The following is a 24,358-nucleotide window of genomic DNA, read 5'->3' on the forward strand; positions in this document are numbered from 1 at the left end:
GGCCTGGGGGAGCGGGATCGCGGCGGCCGGTCGCGAACATGGCGGCCGGCACAAGGAAGTACGGGATCGGTTAAGGGGGCCGACCCGCGGACTGCTATTATCGGCTCTTCGTGCCTCCGGCGCCCGTTGATGCCTGCCATGACCGTACGTTCCGCCCCGTCCAGCCGTTTCGTTCGCCTGTTTTGCCTGCTGCTGATCGCCGCCGTCGCCACTACCGGCTGCAAAAGCGTCGGCAAGATGTTCAAGAAGGACAAGGATGCGGACGAAGGCCAGCCGGTCGAGGCCATCTACGAGAAGGCCCACAAGGCCATGACCAACGGCAACTGGTCCTCGGCCGAGACCAGCTTCAAGCGCCTGGTGGCGCAGTACCCGTACGGCCCGTACACCGAGCAGTCGCTGATCGAGACCGCCTACGCCCAGTACAAGTCGGGCAAGCACGACGACGCGGTCAGCAGCATCGACCGTTTCATCCGCACCTACCCGACCCACCGCAACATCGCCTATCTGTACTACCTGCGCGGGTTGGTGAACTCCAGCCGCGACACGGTGTTCCTGCAGAAGGTCTGGCGCCTGGACGTCAGCCGCCGCGATCTGGCGACGCCGATGCAGGCGTACAACGATTTCCTGATCGTGGTCGAGCGCTACCCGAACAGCCGTTACGCCGAGGACGCGCGCAAGCGCATGCTGGTGCTGCGCGACACCTTCGCCCGTCACGAGCTCGATGCCTCGCTGTATTACCTGCGCCGCACCGCCAATGTGGCCGCCGCCGACCGCGCCAAGTACCTGCTCGAAACCTACCCGCAAAGCCGCTACCAGAACGATGCGGTCGCGGTGCTGCTCAAGGCTTACGAAGGCCTCGGCAACGCCACCCTCGCCGCCGACGCCAAGCGCGTGCTGCAGCAGAACGACCCCAGCCACCCGGCGCTGTCGGGCGACGATTGGCCGGACTACCCGAGCAACCTGCGCAAGCTCAACCCGTTCGCGGGCGAGAAGTCGGCGGTGGACAACCGCGACAAGGAAGAAGCCAAGCGCAAGCAGCAGTAAGCGCGCGGTTCGAATCGCAGAACAAAAAAGCCGCCCCAGGGCGGCTTTTTTTATTGTTTCCGATTGCCGCGCAAGTCAGGCAGCTTTGTAGGAGCGGCGCAAGCCGCGACCGCGAACCCACACATACGCCGTAACCATGAGGTCGCCGCGATACCGCGCTTACATCGTAATTGAGATGCCGCTGTCGCGGCTCGCGCCGCTCCTACAGGGAGATACGGATCAGAACGTCAGGCCGAATAGCCGTTGGTGATCGGATACCGCCGCTCGCGCCCGAACGCGCGATGCGACACCTTCGGCCCCGGCGCGGCCTGATGCCGCTTCCACTCGCTGATCCGCACCAGCCGCAGCACCCGGTCCACCGTCGCCGGGTCGAAACCGGCGGCGACGATTTCGTCGCGCGACTGCTCCTGATCGACATGCCGCAACAAGATCGCGTCGAGCACGTCGTACGGCGGCAGCGAATCCTGGTCTTTCTGGTTGTCGCGCAACTCCGCCGACGGCGGCCGCTCGATCACCGCCCACGGGATGATCGGCGCGCCGGCGATCGCGTTGCGCCAGCGCGCCAGCGCGAACACCTCGGTCTTGTACAGATCCTTGATCGGCGCATAACCGCCGCACATGTCGCCGTAGATGGTCGCGTAGCCGACCGCGTACTCGCTCTTGTTGCCGGTGGTCAGCAGCAGGCCGCCGAACTTGTTGCTCATCGCCATCAGCAGCGCGCCGCGGGTGCGCGACTGCAGGTTTTCCTCGGTCACGTCGACCGCCTTGCCGGCGAAGGTTTCGGCCAGGGTGTCGAGGTAGCCCTGGAACGGTTTTTCGATCGGCAGCGCGATCAATCGCACGCCCTGGGTCGCGCATTGCTCGGCGGCGAGGTCGTTGGACATATCGGCGGTGTAGCGCGACGGCATGCGCACCGCGACCACGTTGTCCGGGCCGAGCGCATCGACCGCGACGGCCATGACCAGGGACGAGTCGATGCCGCCCGACAACCCCAGCCAGACTTTTTCGAAACCGTTCTTGCGGCAGTAATCGCGGGTACCGCGCACGATGGCGCGCCACGCCAGCGCATCGCGTCCCTCGTCCACTTCGCTCGGCCACGAGACCGGGGTGAAGCTGCGGGTTTCATCAAAGTAATCGGCGACCAGCCAGTGATCTTCGAATGCGATCGCCGCCGGATGCACGTTGCCGTCGCCGTCGGCGAGCACCGAGGCGCCGTCGAACACCAGCGCATCCTGGCCGCCGACGACGTTGAGATAGGCCAGCGCCACACCGGTCTCCTGCACCCGCGTTTCCAGCAGGGCATCGCGCTGGGCGTGCTTGTCGCGCTCGAACGGCGAGGCATTGGGCACCAGCACCAGGCGCGCGCCGGCGTTCGCGGTCGCGGCCAGCGGTTCGGCGAACCACAGGTCTTCGCAGATCACCACGCCGACACTGACGCTTTCATCGGACCCGCGGCCCTTGACCTCGAACACGCAGGCCTCGCCGTCGGGATCGACGTCGAAGTAGCGGCGCTCGTCGAACACCGCGTAGTTCGGCAGTTCGCGCTTGCGGTAGGTGGTTTCGACCCGGCCGTCGCGCAACACGCTGGCGGCGTTGTAGACCACCGCGCCGGCCGCCTGCGGCCAGCCGACCACGGCGACAATGCCGCGCGTGCTCGAGGCGATGCGCAGCAACGCGGCTTCGCAATCGGCGAGAAAGCTCGGCCGCAGCAGCAGGTCTTCGGGCGGATAGCCGCTGACCGCCAGTTCGGGAAACAGCACCACATCGGCGCCATGCTCGTCGCGCGCCTGCACGATCATCGCCGCGATCCGCTCGGCGTTTTTTTCCACCGCGCCGACGGGGAAGTCGAACTGGGCCAGGGCGATGCGCAAGGTGTTGGGCATGGGAGCTTCAGTAGGTAAGTCAGTCCAGGCTGACGATATTGCGGGTCAGGGCGGCGTGGATCTGTTCCAGCACCGCGTCGGTCCGCATCAGGACGTCATTGTTCCAGAATCTGAGGACGCGGTAGCCGCGGGATCGCAGATACAAGGTCCGCCGCTCGTCGGCGTGGAGATTGGAATGTTGGCCGCCGTCGGCTTCGACGATCAGACCGCGCTCGATGCAGGCAAAGTCGGCAACGTAGGGTCCGATGGGGTGTTGGCGGCGGAACTTGCAACCCATCAGAGTTCGGTTTCGCAGGTGGAACCATAGCCTGTGCTCGGCGTCGGTCATTCTGTGGCGCAGGCTTCGGGCGAAGTCGGATTTTTGGCCTGGGCGCATCCTTGCGCTCCTTGGATTGGGTGGAACTGTAGTTTCTTCGCTGCGGCTTTGGCGGTTCGTGGGAAAAGCGGCCCTCACCCCAACCCCTCTCCCGCAAGCGGGAGAGGGGCTTTATCCCGGGCGCGGATAGGAATTCGCACCATTGCTTGCGATGTCCCCGTGCGTACACGAAACCACACACACGACATATCAAGCCCCTCTCCCGCTCGCGGGAGAGGGGTTGGGGTGAGGGCCACCAGCCTCGCCTCCTAAAAGCAGAAAGGCCGCCCGAAGGCGGCCTTTCCAACAAACCAGAACGCTCCGACTTACTTCGCCAACCGCTTCGCAATCGCCGCGCCCAGATCGCCCGGCGACTTCACCGTGGTGACGCCGGCCTTCTCCATCGCCGCGAACTTGCCTTCGGCCGTGCCTTGACCGCCCGAGGCGATCGCGCCGGCGTGGCCCATGCGCTTGCCCTTCGGCGCCGAGGCGCCGGCGATGAAGCCGACCACCGGCTTGGTCACGTACTGGCTGATGAACTCGGCCGCTTCTTCCTCGGCCGAACCGCCGATCTCGCCGACCATGATGATGCCTTCGGTCTGCGGGTCGTCCTGGAACCACTTCAGCGCGTCGATGAAGTTGGTGCCGTTGATCGGGTCGCCGCCGATGCCGATGCAGGTCGACTGACCCAGGCCCACGTCGGTGGTCTGCTTGACCGCTTCATAGGTCAAGGTGCCCGAACGCGAGACGATGCCGATCTTGCCCGGCATGTGGATGTGGCCCGGCATGATGCCGATCTTGCACTCGCCGGGGGTGATCACGCCGGGGCAGTTCGGACCGACCAGGACCACGTCCTCGTAGCCGTTGAGGGTGTTCTTGACCCGCAGCATGTCCAGCACCGGGATGCCTTCGGTGATGCACACGATGACCTTGATGCCGGCGTCGGCCGCTTCCAGGATCGCGTCGGCCGCGAACGGCGGCGGCACGTAGATCACCGACGCGTCGGCGCCGGTTTCCTCGACCGCATCGCGCACGGTGTTGAACACCGGCAGGCCGAGGTGCTGGGTGCCGCCCTTGCCCGGGGTCACGCCGCCGACGACCTTGGTGCCGTACTCGAGCATCTGTTCGGCGTGGAAGGAGCCCTGCGAGCCGGTGAAGCCCTGGACGATGACTTTGGTGTTCTTGTTGATCAATACGGACATGTCATTAACCCCTTACTTGCCAGCGACGGCAGCAACCGCCTTCTTGGCGCCGTCGTTGATGTTGTCGGCCGGGGTGATGGCCAGACCCGAATTCTTCAGCAGTTCCTTGCCGGCTTCCACGTTGGTGCCTTCCAGGCGCACGATCACCGGCACCTTGACGTCGACTTCCTTGACCGCGGCGATGATGCCCTCGGCGATCATGTCGCAGCGGACGATGCCGCCGAAGATGTTGACGAAGATCGCCTTGACCTTGTCCGAGCTGAGGATCAGCTTGAACGCCTCGGTCACGCGCTCCTTGGTGGCGCCGCCGCCGACGTCGAGGAAGTTGGCCGGCGAGCCGCCTTCCAGTTGGATCACGTCCATGGTCGCCATGGCCAGGCCGGCGCCGTTGACCATGCAGCCGATGTTGCCGTCCATGGTGACGTAGTTGAGGTCGTACTGGCTGGCCAGCACCTCGGTCTCGTCTTCCTGGCGGATGTCGCGCATCGCGGCCAGATCGGCGTGGCGGAAGGTGGCGTTGTCGTCGCTGTTGACCTTGCCGTCGAGGACCGCGAGGTCGCCGTTGGTGAGGATGGCGAGCGGGTTGAGCTCGACCAGCGCCAAGTCCTTCTCGTTGAACAGCTTGTACAGGCCCAGCATGATCTTGGTCAGCTGACCGGCCTGCTTGGCGTTGAGGCCCAGGTCGAAGGCGAGCTCGCGGCACTGGTAGGCCTGCAGACCCTGCACATAGTTGACGTGGATGGTCTTGATCGCGTCGGGGGTTTCCTCGGCGACCTTCTCGATCTCGACGCCGCCTTCGGCCGAGGCGATGAAGGTGACCGACTTGGTCGAACGGTCGACCAACACCGACAGGTACAGTTCCTTGGCGATGTCGGTGCCTTCGGAGATCAGCACCGTATCGATCGGCAGCGCCACGCCGGCCGACTGGTAGGTCTCCATCTTGGTGCCGAGCATGGCCTTGGCGTACTGCTTCACTTCATCGAAGTTCTTCGCCAGCTTGACGCCGCCGGCCTTGCCGCGGCCACCGGCGTGGATCTGGGCCTTGACCACCCAAAGATCGCCGGGAATGGCCTTGGCGGCCGCGACGGCTTCGTCGGGAGTGCGCGCAACGCGCCCGGCCGGCACTGCGATGCCGTAGTCGGCAAACAGCTGCTTTGCCTGATATTCGTGAAAATTCATGCGTCACCGAGGGGAGTGAAAGACGTCCCGCGCGTGCGACCGGCCCGGAGCCGGCAGACGTGCGAGGGGGCCGCATTGTCGCCGATCGCGGCGAGCCGAGCAAAACCCGGCCCGCGGAGGAGCCCGCGCAGCTTCCGCCGGGGCCATTACAGAGCGATCGCAGGCCGGTTACCGCCGATCAGGCCCCGCCGGACGCCCGTTCGAGCAAAGCCGGCGGATCTGTCGGCACCCGCCGGCGGCCGTCAGTCGGCACGCGGCGGCGGTCGGCACCGGCCAGCCGCCCTATACTGATCGATACTCCGCCCGCGCAGGGAAACCCGCTTGCCGTCAGGTCTCGCCCCCGTCAGTCCGGCCGAAGCCGACCTCGCGCTGCGCCGCGAACTTTATTTCTTCACCCTGTACCGGTTGCTTGAAGCCGCCTTGCTGGTGCTGTTCCTGTTCGGGCCGGTCGAGAACCTGATCGGCGTGGCGCGCCACGACCTGTTCGCGCGCTCGCTGTCGCTGTCGTATCTGTTCATCGCGACCTTGCTGTTCCTGTTCGGCCGGCGCGGCGAACTGCGCGGCCAGGCCCTGGCCGGGATCGCCTGCGACCTGTTCTTCGGCATCCTGGCGATTCACGCCTTGCCCGGCGCCGGCACCGGCATCGCCTTGATGCTGATGTTCAACGTCGGCGCCGCGGCCTTGCTGCTGCGCGCGCGCTACGGCATCGGCGCGGCGGTGCTGGCCTGCGCCGGCCTGATCGGCGAATGGACCTGGAACGAGATCGGCGGCGAAACCACCGGCCGCACTATCGCCGAACCGATCATGTTCGCGATCGGCTATCTGTCGATCGCGTTGCTGACCAACATGCTCGGCCGGCAGATGCGCGAGAGCCAGGAACTGGCCGAACGGCGCGGCGCGGAAGCGGCGAACTACGCCGAAATCAACGAACTGATCATCCGCCGCATGCGCACCGGCGTGCTGCTGGTCGACGGCGAAGGCCGCCTGCGCCTGGCTAATGAGGCGGCGATGCTGCTGCTCGGCGACAGCGGTGAATACGATGGTTCGCGCCATGGCCATCGCATTCTCGCCATCGCCTCGCCCGAACTCGCGCGCCGGCTGAGCCGCTGGCGGGTCGAGGGCCGGCCTGACGAGAGCCCGCTGCAACTCGCGCCGGACCTGCCCGAAGTGGTGCCGCGCTTCACCCGCCTGCTCGCCGGCAGCGACCAGACGTTGATCTTCCTCGATGACACTTCATTAGTGTCGCGCCGCGCCGAATCGATCACCCTGGCCGCGCTCGGCCGCTTCTCGGCCAGCCTGGCGCACGAGATCCGCAACCCGCTGGCGGCGATCAACTACGCCGTGCAGTTGCTGGAAGAATCGCGCGACATCGCCATCTCCGACCGTCGCCTGCTCGAGATCGTGCGTCAGCAGGGCTCGCGCATGAACGGCATCGTCGAGAACGTGCTCGGCATGGCGCGACGCGAACCGGCCAAGCCCGAGCACCTGGAACTGATGGGCTTCGTACGCCAGTTCCTCGACGAGTACCGGGTCAGTCATCCGCTCGAACAGGACACCTTGCGCGCGACCGGGCCGGAAGCCCGGGTCGCGGCGATGGTCGATCCGCGCCAGTTGCATCAGGCCTTGACCGTGCTGGTCCACAACGCGCTGACCTACGGCCGCATCCCCGGCGAACCGGCGCGGGTGACCGTGCATGTGTACTTCGATGAAGTGGGATTGCCGGCGATCGATGTGCTCGACCGCGGCCCGGGCATCCCCGACTCGGTCGCCGAGCGCCTGTTCCGCCCGTTCTTCACCACTTCCAGCCACGGCACCGGCCTTGGCCTGTATATCGCTCGCGAGTTGTGCCGCGCCAATCAGGCCTCGCTGGATTACGTGTCCGTGCCCGGCGGCGGCGGCTGTTTCCGCATCCGCCTTGCCGGCGCCAGCGCGTTGTCGCCGGCATGAATCGTCGTCTCGCAAGCAGAATCTGTGCCACGAGCGTCTTGGCCGCGACCATACCGTTAAGCTATCGTGGGCGATGGAGGGCGCAATGGCTGAAACACGTAGTGCATTGGTAGTCGACGACGAGCGCGATATTCGCGAGCTGCTCGTCATGACCTTGGGCCGAATGGGCCTGCGTTGCGATACCGCGTCGGGCCTCGGCGAGGCTCGCAGCCAGCTGCTGCGCAACAGTTACGACTTGTGCCTGACCGACATGCGTCTGCCCGACGGCTCGGGCATGGACCTGATCGCCGAGATCAGCCAGAAGTATCCGAACACGCCGGTCGCGATGATCACCGCCTTCGGCAACGTCGAAGCCGCGGTCGACGCGCTCAAGGCCGGCGCCTTCGATTTCGTCGCCAAACCCGTCGATCTGGCGGTGCTGCGCGATCTGGTGCGGCACGCGCTCGAACTCAACGACACCCGCCGCAGCGCCAGCGAAGCGGTCGGTTCGCGCCTGTATGGCGAATCGCCGGCGATGATCAAGTTGCGCCAAACCATCGGCAAGGTCGCGCGCAGCCAGGCGCCGGTGTACATCGCCGGCGAGTCCGGCGTCGGCAAGGAGCTGGTCGCGCGCACGATCCATTCCGAAGGCGGCCGCGCCGACGGCCCGTTCGTGCCGGTCAACTGCGGCGCGATCCCGGCCGAGCTGATGGAAAGCGAATTCTTCGGCCACAAGAAAGGCAGCTTCACCGGCGCCCACGCCGACAAGCCCGGCCTGTTCCAGGCCGCCGACGGCGGCACCTTGTTCCTCGACGAAGTCGCCGAGCTGCCGCTGCCGATGCAGGTCAAGCTGCTGCGCGCGATCCAGGAAAAATCGATCCGCCCGGTCGGCGCGCAAGCCGAACTGGTGGTCGACGTGCGCATCCTCTCGGCGACCCACAAGGACCTCGCCGCGCTGGTCGCCGACGGCCGCTTCCGCCAGGACCTTTACTACCGCATCAACGTCATCGAGCTGCGCGTGCCGCCGCTGCGCGAACGGCTCGACGACCTGCCCGGCCTGGCCTCGAAGATCCTGCACCGGCTCGCCGGCAACCAGGGCCGGCCGGTACCGCGACTGGGCGACGACGCGCTCGAAGCGCTGCGCGCCTACGGCTTCCCGGGCAACGTGCGCGAACTGGAAAACATCCTCGAACGCGCCCTGGCCCTGGCCGAAGGCGAAGAGCTCAACGCCAGCGACCTGCGCCTGCCGCGCCTGTCGACCCAGCCGCCGCCGCTGCCGCCTCACGTAACCCAGCCCGGCAACCCGTCGCCGCAGCCCGGCGCCGTCGACCCGCGCACCCTCAACCCGCGCGACACCGCGACCAGCGCCCTGCCCTCGTACATCGAGGAAATCGAGCGCGCCGCGATCCAGCAGGCGCTGCAGGAAAACCGCTACAACAAGACCCGTACCGCCGCGGCCCTGGGCATCACCTTCCGCGCGCTGCGCTATAAGCTCAAGAAGCTCGGGATCGATTGAGATCGCGGGTGGCCGCGGGGCCACCCGGTGCTTGCGGCCCGGTCATTTCGGGCGATTACTATAGAGCGCACTGCATAAAGGCCTGCGTCGACCGATGGCGGGGGCGCGGCGCTGGCCGTAGCTATCGCCCCATCATCGGCAGGCCCGGCCCGACCCTGGCGACCATCGAAACGACCGCGGCGGGCGACCGTCTGTCGCCGGAATCCGATCCTCTACCAGCGGCCACGCCTCACGCCCGCCGAAGCGGCCATGTGTTACGTGATGAAAATCGCAGTTTCTGCCCAGGAAAATCCAATCTGACGCATTTGGTCACCCGCCCGATGCATCGACTGACCCTGCGCGTCACACGACCACGAGCACAACCCCGCCGATACGTGATGCCGCTATCAGTTTCGATCCCGAGCCCGAGCCGCAGTGAAGTTGGCATGGGTTGTGCGTACTCTTCCATGCACGTGCGGCACGCACGGCTGCCGAAGGATCGAACATCCGGACCTGTTGGCACGTGAAGCAACTCAATCACCACTCCTAGGGGATACACCATGAAGAAGCAGCAAGGCTTTACCCTCATCGAACTGATGATCGTCATCGCGATCCTCGGCATCCTGATCGCCATCGCTCTGCCGGCGTACCAGGACTACACCATCCGTACCAAGAACGCTGAGTGCCTGAACATCGCCGCCGCCGCCAAGCTGGCCGTCGCCGAAACCGCTCAGGATCGTGGCACCCTGGCCGGCGTGACCGAAGCTCTGACCGGCTACCAGTTCGCCGCCAGCAGCTACTGCGCCTCGATCACCATCGCCAACGGCGGCGCGATCACCGCGACCACGCAGGCCACCGGCGCCACCCCGCCGGCCGTGCTGACTCTGCGTCCGACCGGCGGCAACGGCCGTCTGGAATGGGCTTGCAGCGGCACCGGTCGTGACTCGCAGCTGCCGGCCGAATGCCGCAACTGATGTAACACACGAGCCTTTGTGCTCTCTGCCTGGCAGGGAGTGTCATTTGCTCGATGGCAACACCAAGAAACCCCGGTTCGCCGGGGTTTCTTGTAGGTGATTACCACGCGGCCCCGCGTCTTTCAGTGATTGATCGCTCCCCCCGATCCATCCACGACCTTCTAGCACTCAAGATCTGCGGGGTATTCAAATGAAACGGCAACGTGGATTCACTCTGATCGAATTGATGATCGTGATAGCGATCATCGGAATATTGATTTCAATAGCGCTCCCGGCTTATCTGGATTATGTCGCACGGGCCAAGAACATGGAGTGCCTCAATGTCGCCGCCGGAGCCAAGCTTTCCGTATCGGAAACCTCTCAGGACCGCGGCTCGCTGAGCCTGGTTACCGCGACCAACACCGGTTACAGCTTCAGCGCCTCGAGCTATTGCGCGAGCATCGATATCGGCGCCAATGGCGTGATTACCGCGACCACATCCACGGTAAACGCGCCGGTTACCTTCACTTTCCGCCCCCGCTCCATACCTGGCGGACTGGAATGGGACTGCAGCGTTCCGGGTGGAACCAACCTGACCTTAGTGCCGGCCGAATGCCGCTGAAACCACATCTGGCACCGCCTAAACATCAATGCCGACACGGAATGTCGGCTGATTGATCTGTAACCCCGGCAGTACTCGGCAGAATGCATGTCCTGTCCGTATAGTTCACAAAACTTCAGGACAAGCTGATGCTGACTCGCTCGCTTCTTTTTGCCGCGATACTTCTGACTTTATTTGTTTACTGGACTGGCCTGTCCGGCCCGTTCATGTTCGATGACGTCGCTAATCTGGACCCCATCCAGAGCTGGCTTAACGGTGACGTGACTTGGCAATCGATCGTGTTCGGCAACGAGTCGGGTATGTTCGGCCGCCCGGTTTCGATGGGCAGCTTCCTGCTGAGCGCAGAGTTCGGCGGACATACGCCGTTCGCATACAAGCTCGGAAATCTGATCATTCATATCGCCTGTGGCCTGGTGGGCTGGCAGGTGATCCGCCGCATGCTCGCGGAAGACAATCGACTTGCGGCCAACGCCGATCTGCTGGCCACCATTGTGGTCGCATTGTGGCTGCTGCATCCGATCAACGTCAGCACCGTGTTGTATTCGGTGCAGCGCATGGCGCAGTTGAGCACTTTCTTCGTCCTGGCATCGTTGTGGGCATACTTGGTCGCGCGCAAGCAGCTCGCGCAAGGCCAGACCGGACGCGCGCTGACGGGATTGTTCGCGCTGTTCCCGCTGCTGTTGCTCGCAGGTCTGTTTAGCAAAGAGAACGCTGCGGTCGCACCTGCGTTGTGCCTGGTTATTGAACTGGCCTATTTCATGGCCCAAACGGAATACAAGCGGATCAGGCAGGTTTTTTTCGGTTTATTCGTGGCACTACCCGCATTGGCGCTCGCCGCCGTGCTGGTACTCGCTCCCGATCGCCTGCTCAGCGGCTACGACGAACGCGACTTCACCCTGGTCGAACGCTTATTGACGCAGTCGCGCGCGTTGGTGGATTACATCGTCACCATCTTTATTCCAAGGACACCGTTACTGGGGCTCTATACAGACGATTTCCAGGCATCTACCGGCCTGATGTCTCCACCTACCACTTTGCTCTCCCTGCTGACGCTGACTCTGGTCAGCGCCGCAGCCATCGTACTGCGCAAGCGCGCCCCAAGCCTGTTCGCGGGCTGGTTCTTCTTCTTGGTCGCGCACGGCGTGGAATCGAGCATCGTGGCGCTGGAACTGTATTTCGAACACCGTAATTATTTGCCCGCATTCGGCTTGATCCTGGCGGTGGTCGGCTTGACCGCCCTGCTGCCGAAGGAATTGCCGATCAACGTATTTACTCCCAAGCAGCTGGGATTGTTGATCGCTGGCGGCTTTGCGCTTTCCTTCGCATTCGCCACGGGCGGACGCGCGAATGTGTGGCAGGCGGGAGAAACCATCCTGGCCCAAGGCCTGAAGCATCATCCCGATTCAATGCGCGCGCAACTGGAACGTGCGACCGTGGCAATGCAGCAGGGCAACCTGCAAGGCTCTTACGACGCGTTCGCCGACCTGCTCACCAGCAAGCGTCAACGCAACCGGGTGATCGCGCGATTGAGCTGGGTGACGCTAGACTGCATCAGCCGTAAACCGGTGACGCCAGAAGACCTGCGACGCGCCTTGGCCGAAGCCCGCCCCAGCCTGAGCATGGCAGAGGTCCCCGCGTTGCGCCTGCTTACACGAGTCAGCCAGAAACAGGGCTGCGGGGAACTCACTGATTCGGCGATCGCGGACAACATCGTTTTCATGCTTGACCGGGCAGCTAACCAACCCGACAGCTCCCGCTCCAAATGGCTGACCCGGTTCCTGGCCGCCGATACGCTGCTGCGTGCCGGCCGTATCGCCGACGCGCAGAAACAGGCAGAACTAGCCTGGCAGGCCAGTGGCGACCTACCGGTCGGCGCCCTGCTCTCACAGATATACGCATCACGCAAGATGAAGGCGCAAGCCCAAGGCTTGCTGGCCGTTCTGGAACAGCGCACTAAACCCTACGACACGCTTGGCCAGGCCGAACTCGCCAAAACGAGGGCTCTGTTGGAACAACAATGACCTCGGCGCCCATGCCAGAAGCAACGCCGGGAACGCGCCCATTCGACCGCGCTCCCGGCGCACAAAAGAAATCCCGGATGACGCGGGCTCACTGGCTGCTCTTCGTCGCCATGCTGGTCACCGTGCTGATCTATGCGGTTGGCCTGGACGGTCCATACTTGTTCGACGACACGTTCAATCTCATGCCGGTCCGCCAATGGGCAGCCGGCCGGCTGGGCTGGAATGAGGTCATGTTCGGCAACGTGTCCGGTGTGCTGGGGCGCCCGGTTTCGATGGCCAGCTTCATGCTTAGCGCCGCCCTGGGAAACGCCACCCCGCTGGACTTCAAACTGGGCAATCTGCTGATCCACATAGCCTGCGCGGCATTGATCTATATGCTGCTGCTCCGGCTATTCCTTCGGTCCTCTACGACACGCTCCATCGGCGCAACCACTGCCGGATTCTTGACCGCGTTATGGCTGTTGCATCCGTTGCATGTCAGCACCGTGCTCTACGCCGTGCAGCGCATGGCTCAATTGAGCTCTTTATTCGTGTTGGCCGCACTGCTGGCTTATCTGCAAGGACGTAACGCTCTGGATGCGCGTGCGCGCACCAAGGCCTATGTCTGGCTGTTCGTCGGCTTCCCTTTGCTGTGGTTGCTAGGCTTGCTGAGCAAAGAGAATGCAGCAGTAGCACCAGCGCTTTGCCTCGTAGTGGAGTTGGCCTACTTTCAGCGCTTGCCGGAGTTACGACGGGCACTGGCCGGATTCTACGGATTGACCCTGATTACGCCTGCATTGCTCGCACTCATGGTGCTGATCGTCAAGCCCGGCGCGCTGCTGGCGGGCTATGCGATTCGTGATTTCGACATGACGGAACGACTGCTTTCGCAGACTCGGGCGTTACTCGATTACCTAGGCATGCTGCTCTTTCCACGCGGCGAGCGCATGGGGGTATTCACCGATGACTTCGCCGTCTCTCACGGGCTGTTGTCTCCACCCAGCACCTTGGCCTGCCTGTGTGCACTCTCCGCGATCAGCGCCATCGCTATCGTTTTGCGCCGGCGATCCCCGCATTTATTCGCTGGCTGGTTTTTCTTTCTGGTCGCGCATGGAGTTGAGTCGACCGTCCTTCCGTTGGAGTTGTACTTCGAACACCGCAACTACCTGCCGTCAGTTGGCCTGCTACTGATGCTCGCGGGGATGTTGTCGCTCTCGCGTGAATCGGTGCGCGCGACTGGCGCCTATCGATATGGAATGTCGATGGCCGCCTTGGTCGCCGCTGCCCTGCTAGCCTCTATAACGTGGCAACAGGCTGGCGTATGGCGCAGCAAGGAGGCCATCGTCGAGCAAGCCGTGCGCAGTCATCCCGGCTCGCTTCGCGCGGTCCAGGCCAAAATGATCGCCGCCATCAATCGCAGGCGCTACGAACAGGCGACCGCATTGATTTCACCCATGAGCCGATCCGCTGACGCGCGTACGCGACTGCTCTCGCACCTAGACATGATCTCCATCAGTTGTCTGGCAGGCCGACCGGCGGACCCGACATGGTTGCAACGGTCGGTCGCCGATGCCAGACCAAAATTAACCATCGCAGAAATACAGTCCGTGGCATTGCTGATGCAAGTCAGCCGCGACGACGGCTGTCACGGGTTGAGCCAGCAGCAAATCGCCGACGCCATCGTGGCGATCGCGGATGCGGCCACTGCGCAATCCGACGCCATCTGGCCGAAAGCGCAGCTTCGATACGCCGCTGCGCTAATCTATGGCCGCATCGAGCACTGGCCGCAGGCCCTGCCGCAAGCGCGTCTGGCCGCTCAACCCAAGGCTCAGGCAGAAGTCACCGCGCTCTTGATCCAGGCGCTCGCACATACCGGCCAGCGCACTGAAGCGGACCGTCAATTGCAATCGCTGAGCAGCCGCATCAGTCCGGACGACAAGCCGGGGCAAGCCGCATTGAAGATCGCTCGCGAAGCCATCGAGGTCTCGACGCAGGCAACGCCCCAAAATCGAGAAACCAATCCCTCATGATCTCGATCGACAGCAAGCCTCTCTGCTCGGTCTTCGCGACGTCACACACCCGGGAACTCGAAATAGCGGAAACCGGAATAAACTGTCTGCGCTCGACCGACAGGGGGACTGGATCGCGCGTAGCCCGGTTTGCAGCCTGCTTCGAGGCCTACCAAGCATTGGATGCGCAACCAACGGGCCAGGATGGAATCCTGCACTGACTGAGCACTTGAGAACCATGAGCCCGAACACCGACCTCAATCGAGCCACGCGCGCGCCTAGTCCGTCTCGACGTCGCGAAGCCGTCCGCTCGATACTGACGTGGTCGCTGATCATCGGGGCGGGAATATTCCTGACGCACATTCTTGCGCCGGAAATCCAGGTGCTACGACGCTCGATGACCGTGATCGCGTGGCCCCAGGTGGTACTGGCGGCGATCGTGGCCATCCCCATGTACGTGATCAAGGGCTGCTATCACCTGAGCTTGCTCGATCGGATAGGCCCGTCCCGCGGCTCATGGCGCAAAGACCTACCGATTTACCTGCAAGCGCAGATCGTGCGTTATCTGCCGGGCAAGATATGGGGCATCGTCTATCAGTCCCAACGGATGTCCGGCACGCATCAATCCACCGCTGTCTTGATAGCCAATCTTTGGCAGATGGCGACGACCAATGCCCTGGCCGCCGGATTGGTGATCAGCCTTTTGTTGGCGCTGCGATATTCCTACGCTTGGGCGCTGCTGCTGATTCCCGTGGTGATCGCGGTGGAATGGCTGCATCGTCATCCCGCGATGGAAACTTGGATGCTGAAACAACTCGCCCGCTTTTTGCCGCGCCTTGCGCCCTTGGCCAGCAGCGGACCGCTTCCGCCAATGCCGTGGAAGGGCACGGCGATGCTTTGTTCCGAATGGATTTTCTATTTTTTGGCATTTGCCTGCATGCTCCATGACTTGGTCGATTGGCACAGCCTGTTCCTGCTCGCAACGTGGTACGGCGGTGCATCCCTGCTCGCCTTAGCGGCGTTCGTGGTGCCGGCGGGCATAGCTGTGCGCGAAGCCATCTTCGTCGCCGCGCCGCAAGTAACTCAAGCCGATGCGGCAACGCTGGCGATCACCGCCGCACTAGCACGCCTGGCATTCCTGGGGTCTGAAATATCCGCGGCGTTGCTCGCTAGCGCATTGAATCTAGGTAAGCGACATGAGCGACAGTGATCGACAGTTGCGCGCGTACTGGGACGACCTGTCGCGAATAGATCCGGATGCGGCGATCATCGATCCCAACGACCGGCGCGGCTCGAAAAACCGCTATCTGGCCGGTGTCCGGGACACCGCTTTCCGCGATGGGCTGCAGCGCTACGTTGTCAACTCCGGTATTTTGCTAGACCTGGGATGCGGCACAGGCAGCTCTACTCGGCCTCTGCTCGATGCCGGTCACGCCGTCATCGGAATAGACATATCGCGCGGCTTGTTACGTCATGCGCGCAACCGATGCGGCGATGAAAACTGCGTGTTCGCGGCCACCGACGGCAGACGTCTGCCCATCGCCGACGCTGCCCTGGATGCTGCGACGGTCTATGTAGTCCTGAGTTACCTGATTGAGGACGACAGGGCACGCGACTTGCTCGAATCCGTTCGTCGGGCCCTGAAACCGGGCGCGCCGTTGTTGATGATCGAACAGGTTCGCAAGCATCGAAGGCTAACCTCGGACGGACCAAAGGTGCAACGCACACTTTCCGAGTGGCGGGCTTTGTTGAGTTCGGCCGGTTTTACCGTCGAACTTACCCGAGTACTGCGTCATGGTCGCTTCCCGACTACGCCGTTGATCGCCGCCGGACTCGCACCTCCCGAGACGTGGCCGTTCATCGCGCGCCTGGAAGCGAGGATCGCCGCCGCGACCGGGATTCTGCCGTGGGATTACGCAGAGGTGCTATTCGAGGCTCGCGCATGATCGCGATCATCGGCGGCGGGCCTGCCGGCATCGCACTGGCCGGAGCGCTGGACCGGCTCGGCGTAGCTTACGATTTGTTCGAGACCCACCGTCTCGGCGCGACTTGGCGTGCCGCTCCACCCGACTTGCGTGTACTCAGTCCTTGGTGGACCAATGTCCTGTCTGCACGCGAAGCGCTGCGTGGCGATCCGTTTCGCAAGCCGCAGGCAGGCGAGTACCTCGCGCATTTACTGCGCATGGCCGATCGACTGCGTGGGAACCTTCGTGAGTCTTGCAAAGTTGAAGCTTTGAATAAGGACGCAAACGGCGCCTGTTGGCTGGATACGCAACAAGGCCGGTTCGGTCCATATTCGGCGGCGGTGCTGGCGACCGGGTATTTTTTCGCCCCACTCCGGCCCTCCCCAGCTCCGATCAGCGACGATTCGATTCAAATGCTGCATGCATCGCAGATTAGCGATTACTCGCAACTTGAGCCGTTCCGTGTTGGCCCGGGACCAGTGGTGATCGTGGGGCGTCGAGTCACGGCGGGGCAACTACTGCTGGAACTGGATAAGCGCGGGATCGCCTGCGCCTTGAGCCTGCGATCTCCAATCGAGTATCGTCGCCACGGACGTATAGCTGAGTTGCGCGAGACGGCGTATTTTTTCTGGGAAGAATTGCAGGCGCGCCTGCGGCCTGGACTCAAGCGGCCCTCTTACCCGGTAATGGACGGCGGCAGAACGCGCGAATTGATCGATAACGCGCAGGTCACCCTATGGCCCATGATCGAGCGCATCGAAAACGGCGAAGTGGTATTCGACGACGGCCGGCGTCTGCATGCCAGTGCGGTTGTGTTGGCGACGGGATATCACGCGATGCTTGACCTGTTGCCTGCATCGATCCCGCAAGACGTTTTTGGCACACCGCTGAACCGCGCTTTTGAAGTGGAAAATTTTGACAATGTATTCCTGCTTGGTTTCGACAATCTCTACGATCATCGCAGCCGCTACCTAAGAGGCATCCGCTTCGACGCGGTCAGGCTAGCCAGGATACTCGCGTCACGCGCCACGGCGGCGTAGCGCGGCCAGACTATTGGACAACCGCAACGCCCAGGAAAATCCGCGAGCGCGCACGGAATTCAGGGCCAAGTCGCTGACGACCAGGCCGATATCGTTTCCGCCCCAAGCCCGCTTGTAGGCGGCCAGGCTGCCCTGTCCGGACGGAGATGGCAGAAAATCGAAACTGCGAAATCCAGCATCGCGAGCAGCGCGCAGCATCGACAAAAACAATTGATCCGATGGATAGTGAGAGCGCGCCTGCGGCAGGTGAGCGCCATGCATGTAGCATGCGCGACTGCCTTGGAAGCCGGTGCATACGAAGCCACAAATTTCGGCGTCTAGCACTGCAACCAAGGCCGCATGCGGCGCGATTGCTTCGAAATATTCCTGACTGTAACGCGCCACGCCGCTATGACGATGCAACGTCGACAAATACAGTCGATGCAGATGCGCTCCGTCGCCGGGCCGTCCTGGCCGGATCTGCAATTCGGAACGCGCCTGACGATTTGCGGCGCGCCTGGCCTTTTCCCAACCACGCTCGCTCCAATCCTGTAGCGAGGCAATGGCGATGCTGCCGAGCGAGTGGCGCGCGTAGACTCTTCGGTCTTCGACTAAATCCGGCGCCTGCAATCGGATAAGATCCGCGCCAAGACGGCGGGCGCCGTCGCAGTACGCGCTCAACGCAGCATCATCTAGGCACGAACTGCCGATGAGGAACTGCGGATATGCCACCTTGAACGGCCCGGCACGAAAGCAAGCCATCAACCCGCCGTCATCACCCGGCGATCGCCACACTCGGGCACCCATCCCGAATTGCAGCGCCCTCGCCCAGTGTTCACCGTCGAAATCAATCATTCCGCGTCTCGCCGCGTTCGTCCCGTCGCGCAACGGCGGCGATGCGCTCGGCGATCCTCTCGATCGCAAAACGTTCGTTCATGTCTCGTAGTGCCGCATCGTCGTGCTCCGATACGAGCGAGCCGCGTATCGCGGCAGCAAACGCCTCGGCATCCACGCGTTGAGCCAACCAGCCGGTGCCGCTGCCTATCAATGTCGGCAAGTCGCCAACCGGCATCGAGACCACCGGAAGGGAGAATTTCATGGCATCCGAAAATACGACCGGGATGCTCTCGATCCGTGAAGGCAGCAACAATCGATCCGCCTGCGCGAAGGCCTGTGAAGCCTGATCTCTATCCAGATAGCCGCTCAGACGCACCGGCCGGCCGGCCGCCTCCAGGTTCGCAACGCCCTTCCTCACCGCGTCGTCCAGCGGCCCGCCACCTGCGATGTGTACCTCGGCGATACGTACCCAGTCCCTATCTTCAAGCAGCGTCAGCGCTTCGATCAACAAGTCAGCGCCCTTGTTCGGATGCCAACGCCCGAGAAACAGCAGTCGGTAAGGTGCCGCAGACGAAACAGGCTGAAATCGCGCGGCGGCCAGCTTGCGTGTACTGGGGAGGAATGCGAACTCACGTCCGCATATTCGCGCCGCATCGACGCCTAATTGCATTCCGTCGGCATAAGCATTTGCCGCATCGACAGCCACCCTACGTAGAAAACCGCGTATCACCGGCAGGCGTCCAAGCGACCAGATATCACTTCCCAATGCCCACACGCTGTAGGGGACGCCATGCTGGCGCTGTAGAACGCGTGCGGCCCAGCCCGACGGCAACACCCAAAACGCCAGTGCATGCAGCACCCGCGCATCCTCATTGGCGGCCAGCACGGTGCGCCGAAGCGAGCGCAAAGTCCGCGCAATCACCCACCAGTTGCCTGGATGGGCCGGAGTCAGCAGCGACAGTGGCTTGTCTGGTGCCTGGAACGACCAGACCTCGACCGCACCATGCATGCGCTTGCTTTCCTTTTTTCCGGGCGCCACCACTCGTACCGGCATGATGCTCGCAAGTTCCTGAGCAAGGTCGGCAACGAAAGCACCCGCCGCTTCGCTGCCATCCCCCTCATAGGCGTACGACGTGGTAATCAGCAGGGCCGTGTCGGCGCGAATCATGATTTGACCGCCTTGACAACGTAGCCAGCCGTCAATGCGGGCCAATCCGGCCACAGCAGACTCATGATCCAACTTCCCAGATTAATGGCAAGTACCGCAAACGCGGTCAATGGCAGCAATACCGGCCATTGCCATCGCGGAGCGGCTTGAGCGGCGCCAGCGAGTCCCAGGCAGGCCAACAATCCAGCGGCGCGCAACGCATGCAGTTCGCGATCGATTTTTTCCACGACCAGATTCGAGCTTTGCACGCTGCGCCGCAGTCCATACTCGGTGAAGCGCTGATAGTCATGAGGCGCATCGTGAACAGGATATAGGAACGGCATCGATAGCCACGCCTCTCCTCCCGGCCGCAGTACCCGGGCGATTTCATCAAGCACGCGTTGCGGCTCGCGCACATGCTCGATCACTTCCAGGCAGATCACCGCATCAAAGACGCCGTCTGCGAAAGGCAAGTGCGCCGCGTCGGCAAATACATGGGGTTTGGCGTGATAAAGATCGCGTCCGGTAAGCGGATAGTCCAAGGCGATATATTCGACCTGGGCCGACAGATGCGCTTGAATCCATCTGTCTCCGGAGCCGACATCGAGCACACGACCCGCCGCCGTTTCAATGCCGCGCGGGGGCTTGCGTCCACCGAGCAGCCATTGCGGATGAAATGGCGTGCGCGCCAACGGCGCTGCGAGGGCCCGCAGCCCGCTCATGGCCTGTCGGTGCGGCTGTTGTAGGTCAAGGAAGTGATCTGTTCGGATACCAACCCGATCAGAAAGACGATCACCGATGCGCTGAGCAACAACGCGCTCATATTGGTGAATCTTCCCTGGGTCGCGTAAGTCCAGGCGTAATGACCCAGGCCCAGCAGAGCGAAACTTACGGCCGTCGGCGCGAATAGTTTCAAGGGTGAATACAGGGTCGCGATCTTGAAGATGATCAACAAAAAACGCACACCGTCACGCAGGGGTCGAATGTGGCTGTTGGTACCGACCCGGCGCGAGACCTCGATCGGAACGTAGGTCACCGGATAAGCACTGCGGAAGAACGCCATCGTGCTGGTCGTGGGGTAGCTGAAACCGTTCGGCAACAGATGCAGGAACTCGCGGAACTTGGATGCGCGCACGGCGCGGAAGCCCGAGGTCAGGTCTTGGACCTTATGTCCGGTCATCCAGCTGGCCAGCCGGTTATAAAGTGCATTGGCCGCGCCGCGGCCGACGCTGGCCTGGCCGCCCGCGTTGCGGGCGCCCACGGCCATGTCGTAGCCATGGTCGAGCCGTTCCAGCAGCAGGGAAATATGCGCCGGGTCGTGCTGGCCATCGGCATCCATGAACACGATGACCTCGCCCGAGGCCGCTCGCGCGCCGCGCTTGATCGCCGCGCCATTGCCCATCGAATACGGCGACGAGAGCACGCGGGCGCCCAGTTCAGCCGCGATCGCCGCGGTGTCGTCGGTCGAGCCGTCGTCCACGACGATGACCTCGGCCGACGGAAATGCCTGACGCAATGCCGGCAACGTGCGCCGGAGCCCCTCCGACTCGTTTTTGGCCGGTAAAACAATTGATACGTGCATGCCACCTCCCCGGGAGCGCAGAATAGCCTGTCCTCAACGCAGTCGACACCGCCCATCCGCGGAATAGCGACAGCGGTCAGCTCGCCAAGAGCTGAGATTGAGGTAAAGTCAGGGTGGGGAAAACTGAGGGATGTAATGTCCACTGTCGCGACCGCCAACTTGGTGGGAATCACCGGCATTGCCCGGCGTTTGGTCATGGATGGGGCTCTGGACGAGGTCAAGGCGCGCGAAGCCATGGCCGCCGCCAGCGCCGAACGCAAGCCGCTGGCCTCCTACCTGGCCGAACATCGCTTGGCCACGTCGGCCCAGCTCGCCGCCGCCAACTCGATCGAGTTCGGCGTGCCGCTGTTCGACCCGAGCACCATGGACCCGGGCCAGGCCCCGATCCGCGCGATCAGCGAAGAGCTGATCCGCAAACACAATGCATTGCCGCTGTTCAAGCGCGGCAACAAGCTGTTCATCGGCCTGGCCGATCCGACCAACACCAAGGCCCTGGACGAGATCAAGTTCCAGACCAATGCCGCGGTCGAGGCGATCCTGGTCGATGAGGAACTGATCCGCCGCACCCTGGACCGCTGGCTGGAGACCTCCGACGCGCTCGGCGACGCGGTCGGCGACGGCGAGGGCCTGGACAACCTGGAGATCGGCAAGGACGACGACCTAAGCACCACCGGCGACACCGGTATCGACGCCAAGGGCGACGACACCCCGGTGGTCAAGTTCATCAACAAGGTGCTGGTCGACGCGATCCGTCGCGGCGCCTCCGACATCCATTTCGAACCCTACGAAACCGACTACCGGGTGCGCCTGCGCATCGACGGCCTGCTCAAGCAGGTCGCCAAGGTGCCGAACAAGCTGCACCCGCGCATCGCCGCGCGCCTGAAGGTCATGGCGCAGCTGGACATCGCCGAGAAGCGGGTGCCGCAGGACGGACGCATCAAGCTCAACCTGTCCAAGACCAAGCAGATCGACTTCCGCATGAGCACCTTGCCGACCCTGTTCGGCGAGAAGATCGTGCTGCGTATCCTCGACGGCAGCGCGGCCCGGCTCGGCATCGAAAAGCTCGGTTACGAGGACTATCAGAAGGAATTGTTCGTCAACGCGGTGATCAAGCCCTACGGCATGGTGTTGGTCACCGGCCCGACCGGTTCGGGCAAGACGGTGTCGCTGTACACCGCGCTGAACATTCTCAACGACGAACAGCGCAACATCTCCACGGTCGAGGACCCGGTCGAAATCCGCGTGCCGGGCATCAACCAGGTGCAGATGAACGTCAAGCGCGGCATGACCTTCGCCGCCGCGCTGCGCAGCTTCCTGCGTCAGGATCCGGACGTGATCATGGTCGGCGAAATCCGCGACCTGGAAACCGCCGAGATCGCGATCAAGGCCGCCCAGACCGGTCACATGGTGCTGTCGACCCTGCACACCAACGACGCGCCGCAGACCATCGCCCGTCTGATGAACATGGGCGTGGCGCCGTACAACATCACCTCGTCGGTCACCCTGGTGATCGCACAGCGCCTCGCCCGCCGTCTGCACGACTGCAAGCGCGAAGTGCATCTGCCCGAACACGCGCTGCTCGCCGAGGGGTTCACCCACGAGGAGATCGCGTCGGGATTCAAGTTGTACGAGCCGGTCGGATGTCCGGACTGTACCGAAGGCTACAAGGGACGTACCGGCATCTATCAGGTCATGCCCATGACCGACGAAATCCAGGCCATCGTGCTCGAAGGCGGCAATGCGATGCAGATCGCCGCCGCGGCGATCCGATCGGGCGTGCCCGATCTGCGTCGCTCCGCGCTGGTCAAGGTGATGAACGGCGTCACCGGCCTGGCCGAAATCAACCGCGTAACCAAGGACTAACCCATGTCCGCGACTCGATCCGCCACCAAGACCCCCGCCCCGGTACGCCGCGCCAATCCCCTGGACGTCTTCGTCTGGCAAGGCACCGACAAGCGCGGCATCACCATGAAGGGCGAGCAGGCGGCGAAGAACGCCAACATGCTGCGCGCCGAACTGCGTCGCCAGGGCATCACCCCGACCGTGGTCAAGCCCAAGGGCAAGCCGCTGTTCGGCGCCGCCGGCAAGCGCATCACCCCTGGCGAAATCGCCATCTTCAGCCGTCAGATCGCGACGATGATGAAATCGGGCGTGCCGATCGTGACCTCGCTGGAGATCATCGGCGAAGGGCACAAAAACCCGCGCATGAAGAAGCTGCTGAACACCGTTCGCGCCGACCTGGAAAGCGGCTCGTCGCTGCACGAAGCCATGTCCAAGCACCCGGTCCAGTTCGATGAGCTCTACCGCAACCTGGTCAAGGCCGGCGAGTCGGCCGGTGTGCTCGAGACCGTGCTCGACACGGTCGCCAGCTACAAAGAAAACATCGAAACCCTCAAGGGCAAGATCAAGAAGGCGCTGTTCTATCCGGCCACGGTCGTGGCGGTGGCGATCCTGGTCAGCGCCATCCTGCTGATCTTCGTGGTCCCGCAGTTCCAGGCCACCTTCAAGAGCTTCGGCGCCGACCTGCCGGCCTTCACCTTGATGGTGATCGGCATGAGCGATTTCATGATCAAGTGGTGGTGGGCGGTGCTGGCGCTGGTGATCGGCGCGGCCGTCGCCTTCATCATGGCCAAGAACCGCTCGCCCGCCTTCGCCCATTTCCTCGACCGGGCCATGCTCAAGATCCCGGTGGTCGGCCAGATCCTGCACAACGCGGCGATCGCCCGCTTCGCCCGCACCCTGGCGGTGACCTTCCGCGCCGGCGTGCCGCTGGTCGAAGCGCTCGACACGGTAGCCGGCGCGACCGGCAACGTGGTCTACGAAAAGGCGGTCTATCGTATCCGCGACGACGTCTCGGTCGGCTATCAGGTCAACATGGCGATGAAGCAGGTCAACCTGTTCCCGCACATGGTGGTGCAGATGACCGCGATCGGCGAAGAGGCCGGCGCACTCGACACCATGCTGGTCAAGGTCGCCGAGTTCTACGAGCAGGAAGTCAACAACGCGGTCGACGCGCTGTCGAGCCTGCTGGAGCCGTTGATCATGGTCATCCTCGGCGTGATCGTCGGCGGCATGGTCATCGCCATGTACCTGCCGATCTTCAAACTTGCTGCGACCATCTGATCGGCGAAGTATCCTCAT

General features: G+C 63.3%; 20 protein-coding genes. 12 read left to right on the top strand and 8 right to left on the bottom strand.

Annotated elements, in window-relative coordinates:
- Positions 1–138: 138 nt before the first annotated feature.
- A complete protein-coding gene (locus ASD86_RS00355; protein ID WP_056105763.1) occupies positions 139–1,044 on the top strand; it encodes an outer membrane protein assembly factor BamD in 906 nt (301 codons plus the stop codon).
- A gap of 227 nt (positions 1,045–1,271) precedes the next feature.
- On the opposite strand, the gene ASD86_RS00360 is transcribed toward ASD86_RS00355, so the two are convergent.
- The 4 genes from ASD86_RS00360 to sucC all read right to left on the bottom strand — a co-directional run bounded on the left by ASD86_RS00360 (position 1,272) and on the right by sucC (position 5,663).
- Positions 1,272–2,927: an NAD+ synthase gene (locus ASD86_RS00360; RefSeq protein ID WP_056105765.1), complete on the bottom strand. Its 1,656-nt coding sequence runs from the start codon at positions 2,925–2,927 to the stop codon at positions 1,272–1,274.
- 19 nt (positions 2,928–2,946) lie between these two features.
- Positions 2,947–3,303: an endonuclease domain-containing protein gene (locus ASD86_RS00365; RefSeq protein ID WP_056105767.1), complete on the bottom strand. Its 357-nt coding sequence runs from the start codon at positions 3,301–3,303 to the stop codon at positions 2,947–2,949.
- Between the two features lie 305 nt (positions 3,304–3,608).
- Positions 3,609–4,484: a succinate--CoA ligase subunit alpha gene (gene sucD, locus ASD86_RS00370; protein ID WP_056105770.1), complete on the bottom strand. Its 876-nt coding sequence runs from the start codon at positions 4,482–4,484 to the stop codon at positions 3,609–3,611.
- A 12-nt stretch (positions 4,485–4,496) separates the two neighbouring features.
- Complete coding sequence (sucC, locus tag ASD86_RS00375; protein WP_036104548.1) at positions 4,497–5,663, bottom strand: ADP-forming succinate--CoA ligase subunit beta; 1,167 nt, start codon at positions 5,661–5,663, stop codon at positions 4,497–4,499.
- A 321-nt stretch (positions 5,664–5,984) separates the two neighbouring features.
- Between sucC and ASD86_RS00380 the strand changes: the two genes are divergently transcribed.
- The 9 genes from ASD86_RS00380 to ASD86_RS00425 all read left to right on the top strand — a co-directional run bounded on the left by ASD86_RS00380 (position 5,985) and on the right by ASD86_RS00425 (position 17,672).
- Complete coding sequence (locus ASD86_RS00380) at positions 5,985–7,610, top strand: ATP-binding protein (RefSeq protein ID WP_056105772.1); 1,626 nt, start codon at positions 5,985–5,987, stop codon at positions 7,608–7,610.
- An 85-nt stretch (positions 7,611–7,695) separates the two neighbouring features.
- Positions 7,696–9,105 carry a sigma-54 dependent transcriptional regulator gene (locus ASD86_RS00385; RefSeq protein WP_056105774.1) on the top strand — a complete coding sequence of 470 codons (1,410 nt, stop codon included), beginning with the start codon at positions 7,696–7,698 and terminating at the stop codon, positions 9,103–9,105.
- A 539-nt stretch (positions 9,106–9,644) separates the two neighbouring features.
- The gene (locus tag ASD86_RS00390; RefSeq protein WP_036104562.1) at positions 9,645–10,058 is read left to right on the top strand and encodes a pilin; all 414 of its coding nucleotides are present in this window, start codon (positions 9,645–9,647) and stop codon (positions 10,056–10,058) included.
- A gap of 190 nt (positions 10,059–10,248) precedes the next feature.
- Entirely contained in the window at positions 10,249–10,659 is a 411-nt protein-coding gene (locus ASD86_RS00395; protein ID WP_056105775.1) for a prepilin-type N-terminal cleavage/methylation domain-containing protein, read from the top strand.
- A gap of 128 nt (positions 10,660–10,787) precedes the next feature.
- Positions 10,788–12,680 (top strand): hypothetical protein, encoded by a 1,893-nt coding sequence (locus tag ASD86_RS00400; RefSeq protein WP_157475958.1) that lies wholly within the window; start codon positions 10,788–10,790, stop codon positions 12,678–12,680.
- Entirely contained in the window at positions 12,677–14,689 is a 2,013-nt protein-coding gene (locus tag ASD86_RS00405; RefSeq protein WP_157475960.1) for a hypothetical protein, read from the top strand. The genes ASD86_RS00400 and ASD86_RS00405 overlap by 4 nt, the downstream gene beginning before the upstream one ends.
- A 217-nt stretch (positions 14,690–14,906) precedes the next feature.
- Entirely contained in the window at positions 14,907–15,878 is a 972-nt protein-coding gene (locus ASD86_RS00415; RefSeq protein ID WP_157475962.1) for a lysylphosphatidylglycerol synthase domain-containing protein, read from the top strand.
- Positions 15,865–16,614 (top strand): class I SAM-dependent methyltransferase, encoded by a 750-nt coding sequence (locus ASD86_RS00420; protein ID WP_056105788.1) that lies wholly within the window; start codon positions 15,865–15,867, stop codon positions 16,612–16,614. The genes ASD86_RS00415 and ASD86_RS00420 overlap by 14 nt, the downstream gene beginning before the upstream one ends.
- Positions 16,611–17,672 (top strand): NAD(P)-binding domain-containing protein, encoded by a 1,062-nt coding sequence (locus ASD86_RS00425; RefSeq protein WP_056105790.1) that lies wholly within the window; start codon positions 16,611–16,613, stop codon positions 17,670–17,672. Before ASD86_RS00420 ends, ASD86_RS00425 begins: the two co-directional genes overlap by 4 nt.
- On the opposite strand, the gene ASD86_RS25660 is transcribed toward ASD86_RS00425, so the two are convergent.
- From ASD86_RS25660 to ASD86_RS00445, 4 genes are read right to left on the bottom strand one after another with little or no spacing between them, the layout of a single operon-like run.
- The gene (locus ASD86_RS25660) at positions 17,652–18,506 is read right to left on the bottom strand and encodes a GNAT family N-acetyltransferase (RefSeq protein ID WP_082577939.1); all 855 of its coding nucleotides are present in this window, start codon (positions 18,504–18,506) and stop codon (positions 17,652–17,654) included. The two genes, ASD86_RS00425 and ASD86_RS25660, sit on opposite strands and share 21 nt — an antisense overlap.
- Positions 18,499–19,656: a glycosyltransferase gene (locus tag ASD86_RS00435; protein ID WP_056105794.1), complete on the bottom strand. Its 1,158-nt coding sequence runs from the start codon at positions 19,654–19,656 to the stop codon at positions 18,499–18,501. The genes ASD86_RS25660 and ASD86_RS00435 overlap by 8 nt, the downstream gene beginning before the upstream one ends.
- Entirely contained in the window at positions 19,653–20,357 is a 705-nt protein-coding gene (locus ASD86_RS25665; protein WP_082577940.1) for a class I SAM-dependent methyltransferase, read from the bottom strand. The genes ASD86_RS00435 and ASD86_RS25665 overlap by 4 nt, the downstream gene beginning before the upstream one ends.
- Complete coding sequence (locus tag ASD86_RS00445; RefSeq protein ID WP_056105799.1) at positions 20,354–21,217, bottom strand: glycosyltransferase family 2 protein; 864 nt, start codon at positions 21,215–21,217, stop codon at positions 20,354–20,356. The genes ASD86_RS25665 and ASD86_RS00445 overlap by 4 nt, the downstream gene beginning before the upstream one ends.
- 135 nt (positions 21,218–21,352) lie before the next feature.
- On the opposite strand from ASD86_RS00445, the gene pilB reads away from it, so the two are divergent.
- Together pilB and ASD86_RS00455 are read left to right on the top strand one after the other, a co-directional pair.
- Positions 21,353–23,080, top strand: coding sequence for a type IV-A pilus assembly ATPase PilB (pilB, locus tag ASD86_RS00450; protein ID WP_056105801.1), 1,728 nt, complete (start codon positions 21,353–21,355; stop codon positions 23,078–23,080).
- A gap of 3 nt (positions 23,081–23,083) precedes the next feature.
- The gene (locus tag ASD86_RS00455) at positions 23,084–24,340 is read left to right on the top strand and encodes a type II secretion system F family protein (protein WP_056105803.1); all 1,257 of its coding nucleotides are present in this window, start codon (positions 23,084–23,086) and stop codon (positions 24,338–24,340) included.
- Positions 24,341–24,358 lie beyond the last annotated feature (18 nt).

The organism is Lysobacter sp. Root690, from assembly GCF_001427785.1.
Lineage (GTDB): Bacteria > Pseudomonadota > Gammaproteobacteria > Xanthomonadales > Xanthomonadaceae > Lysobacter.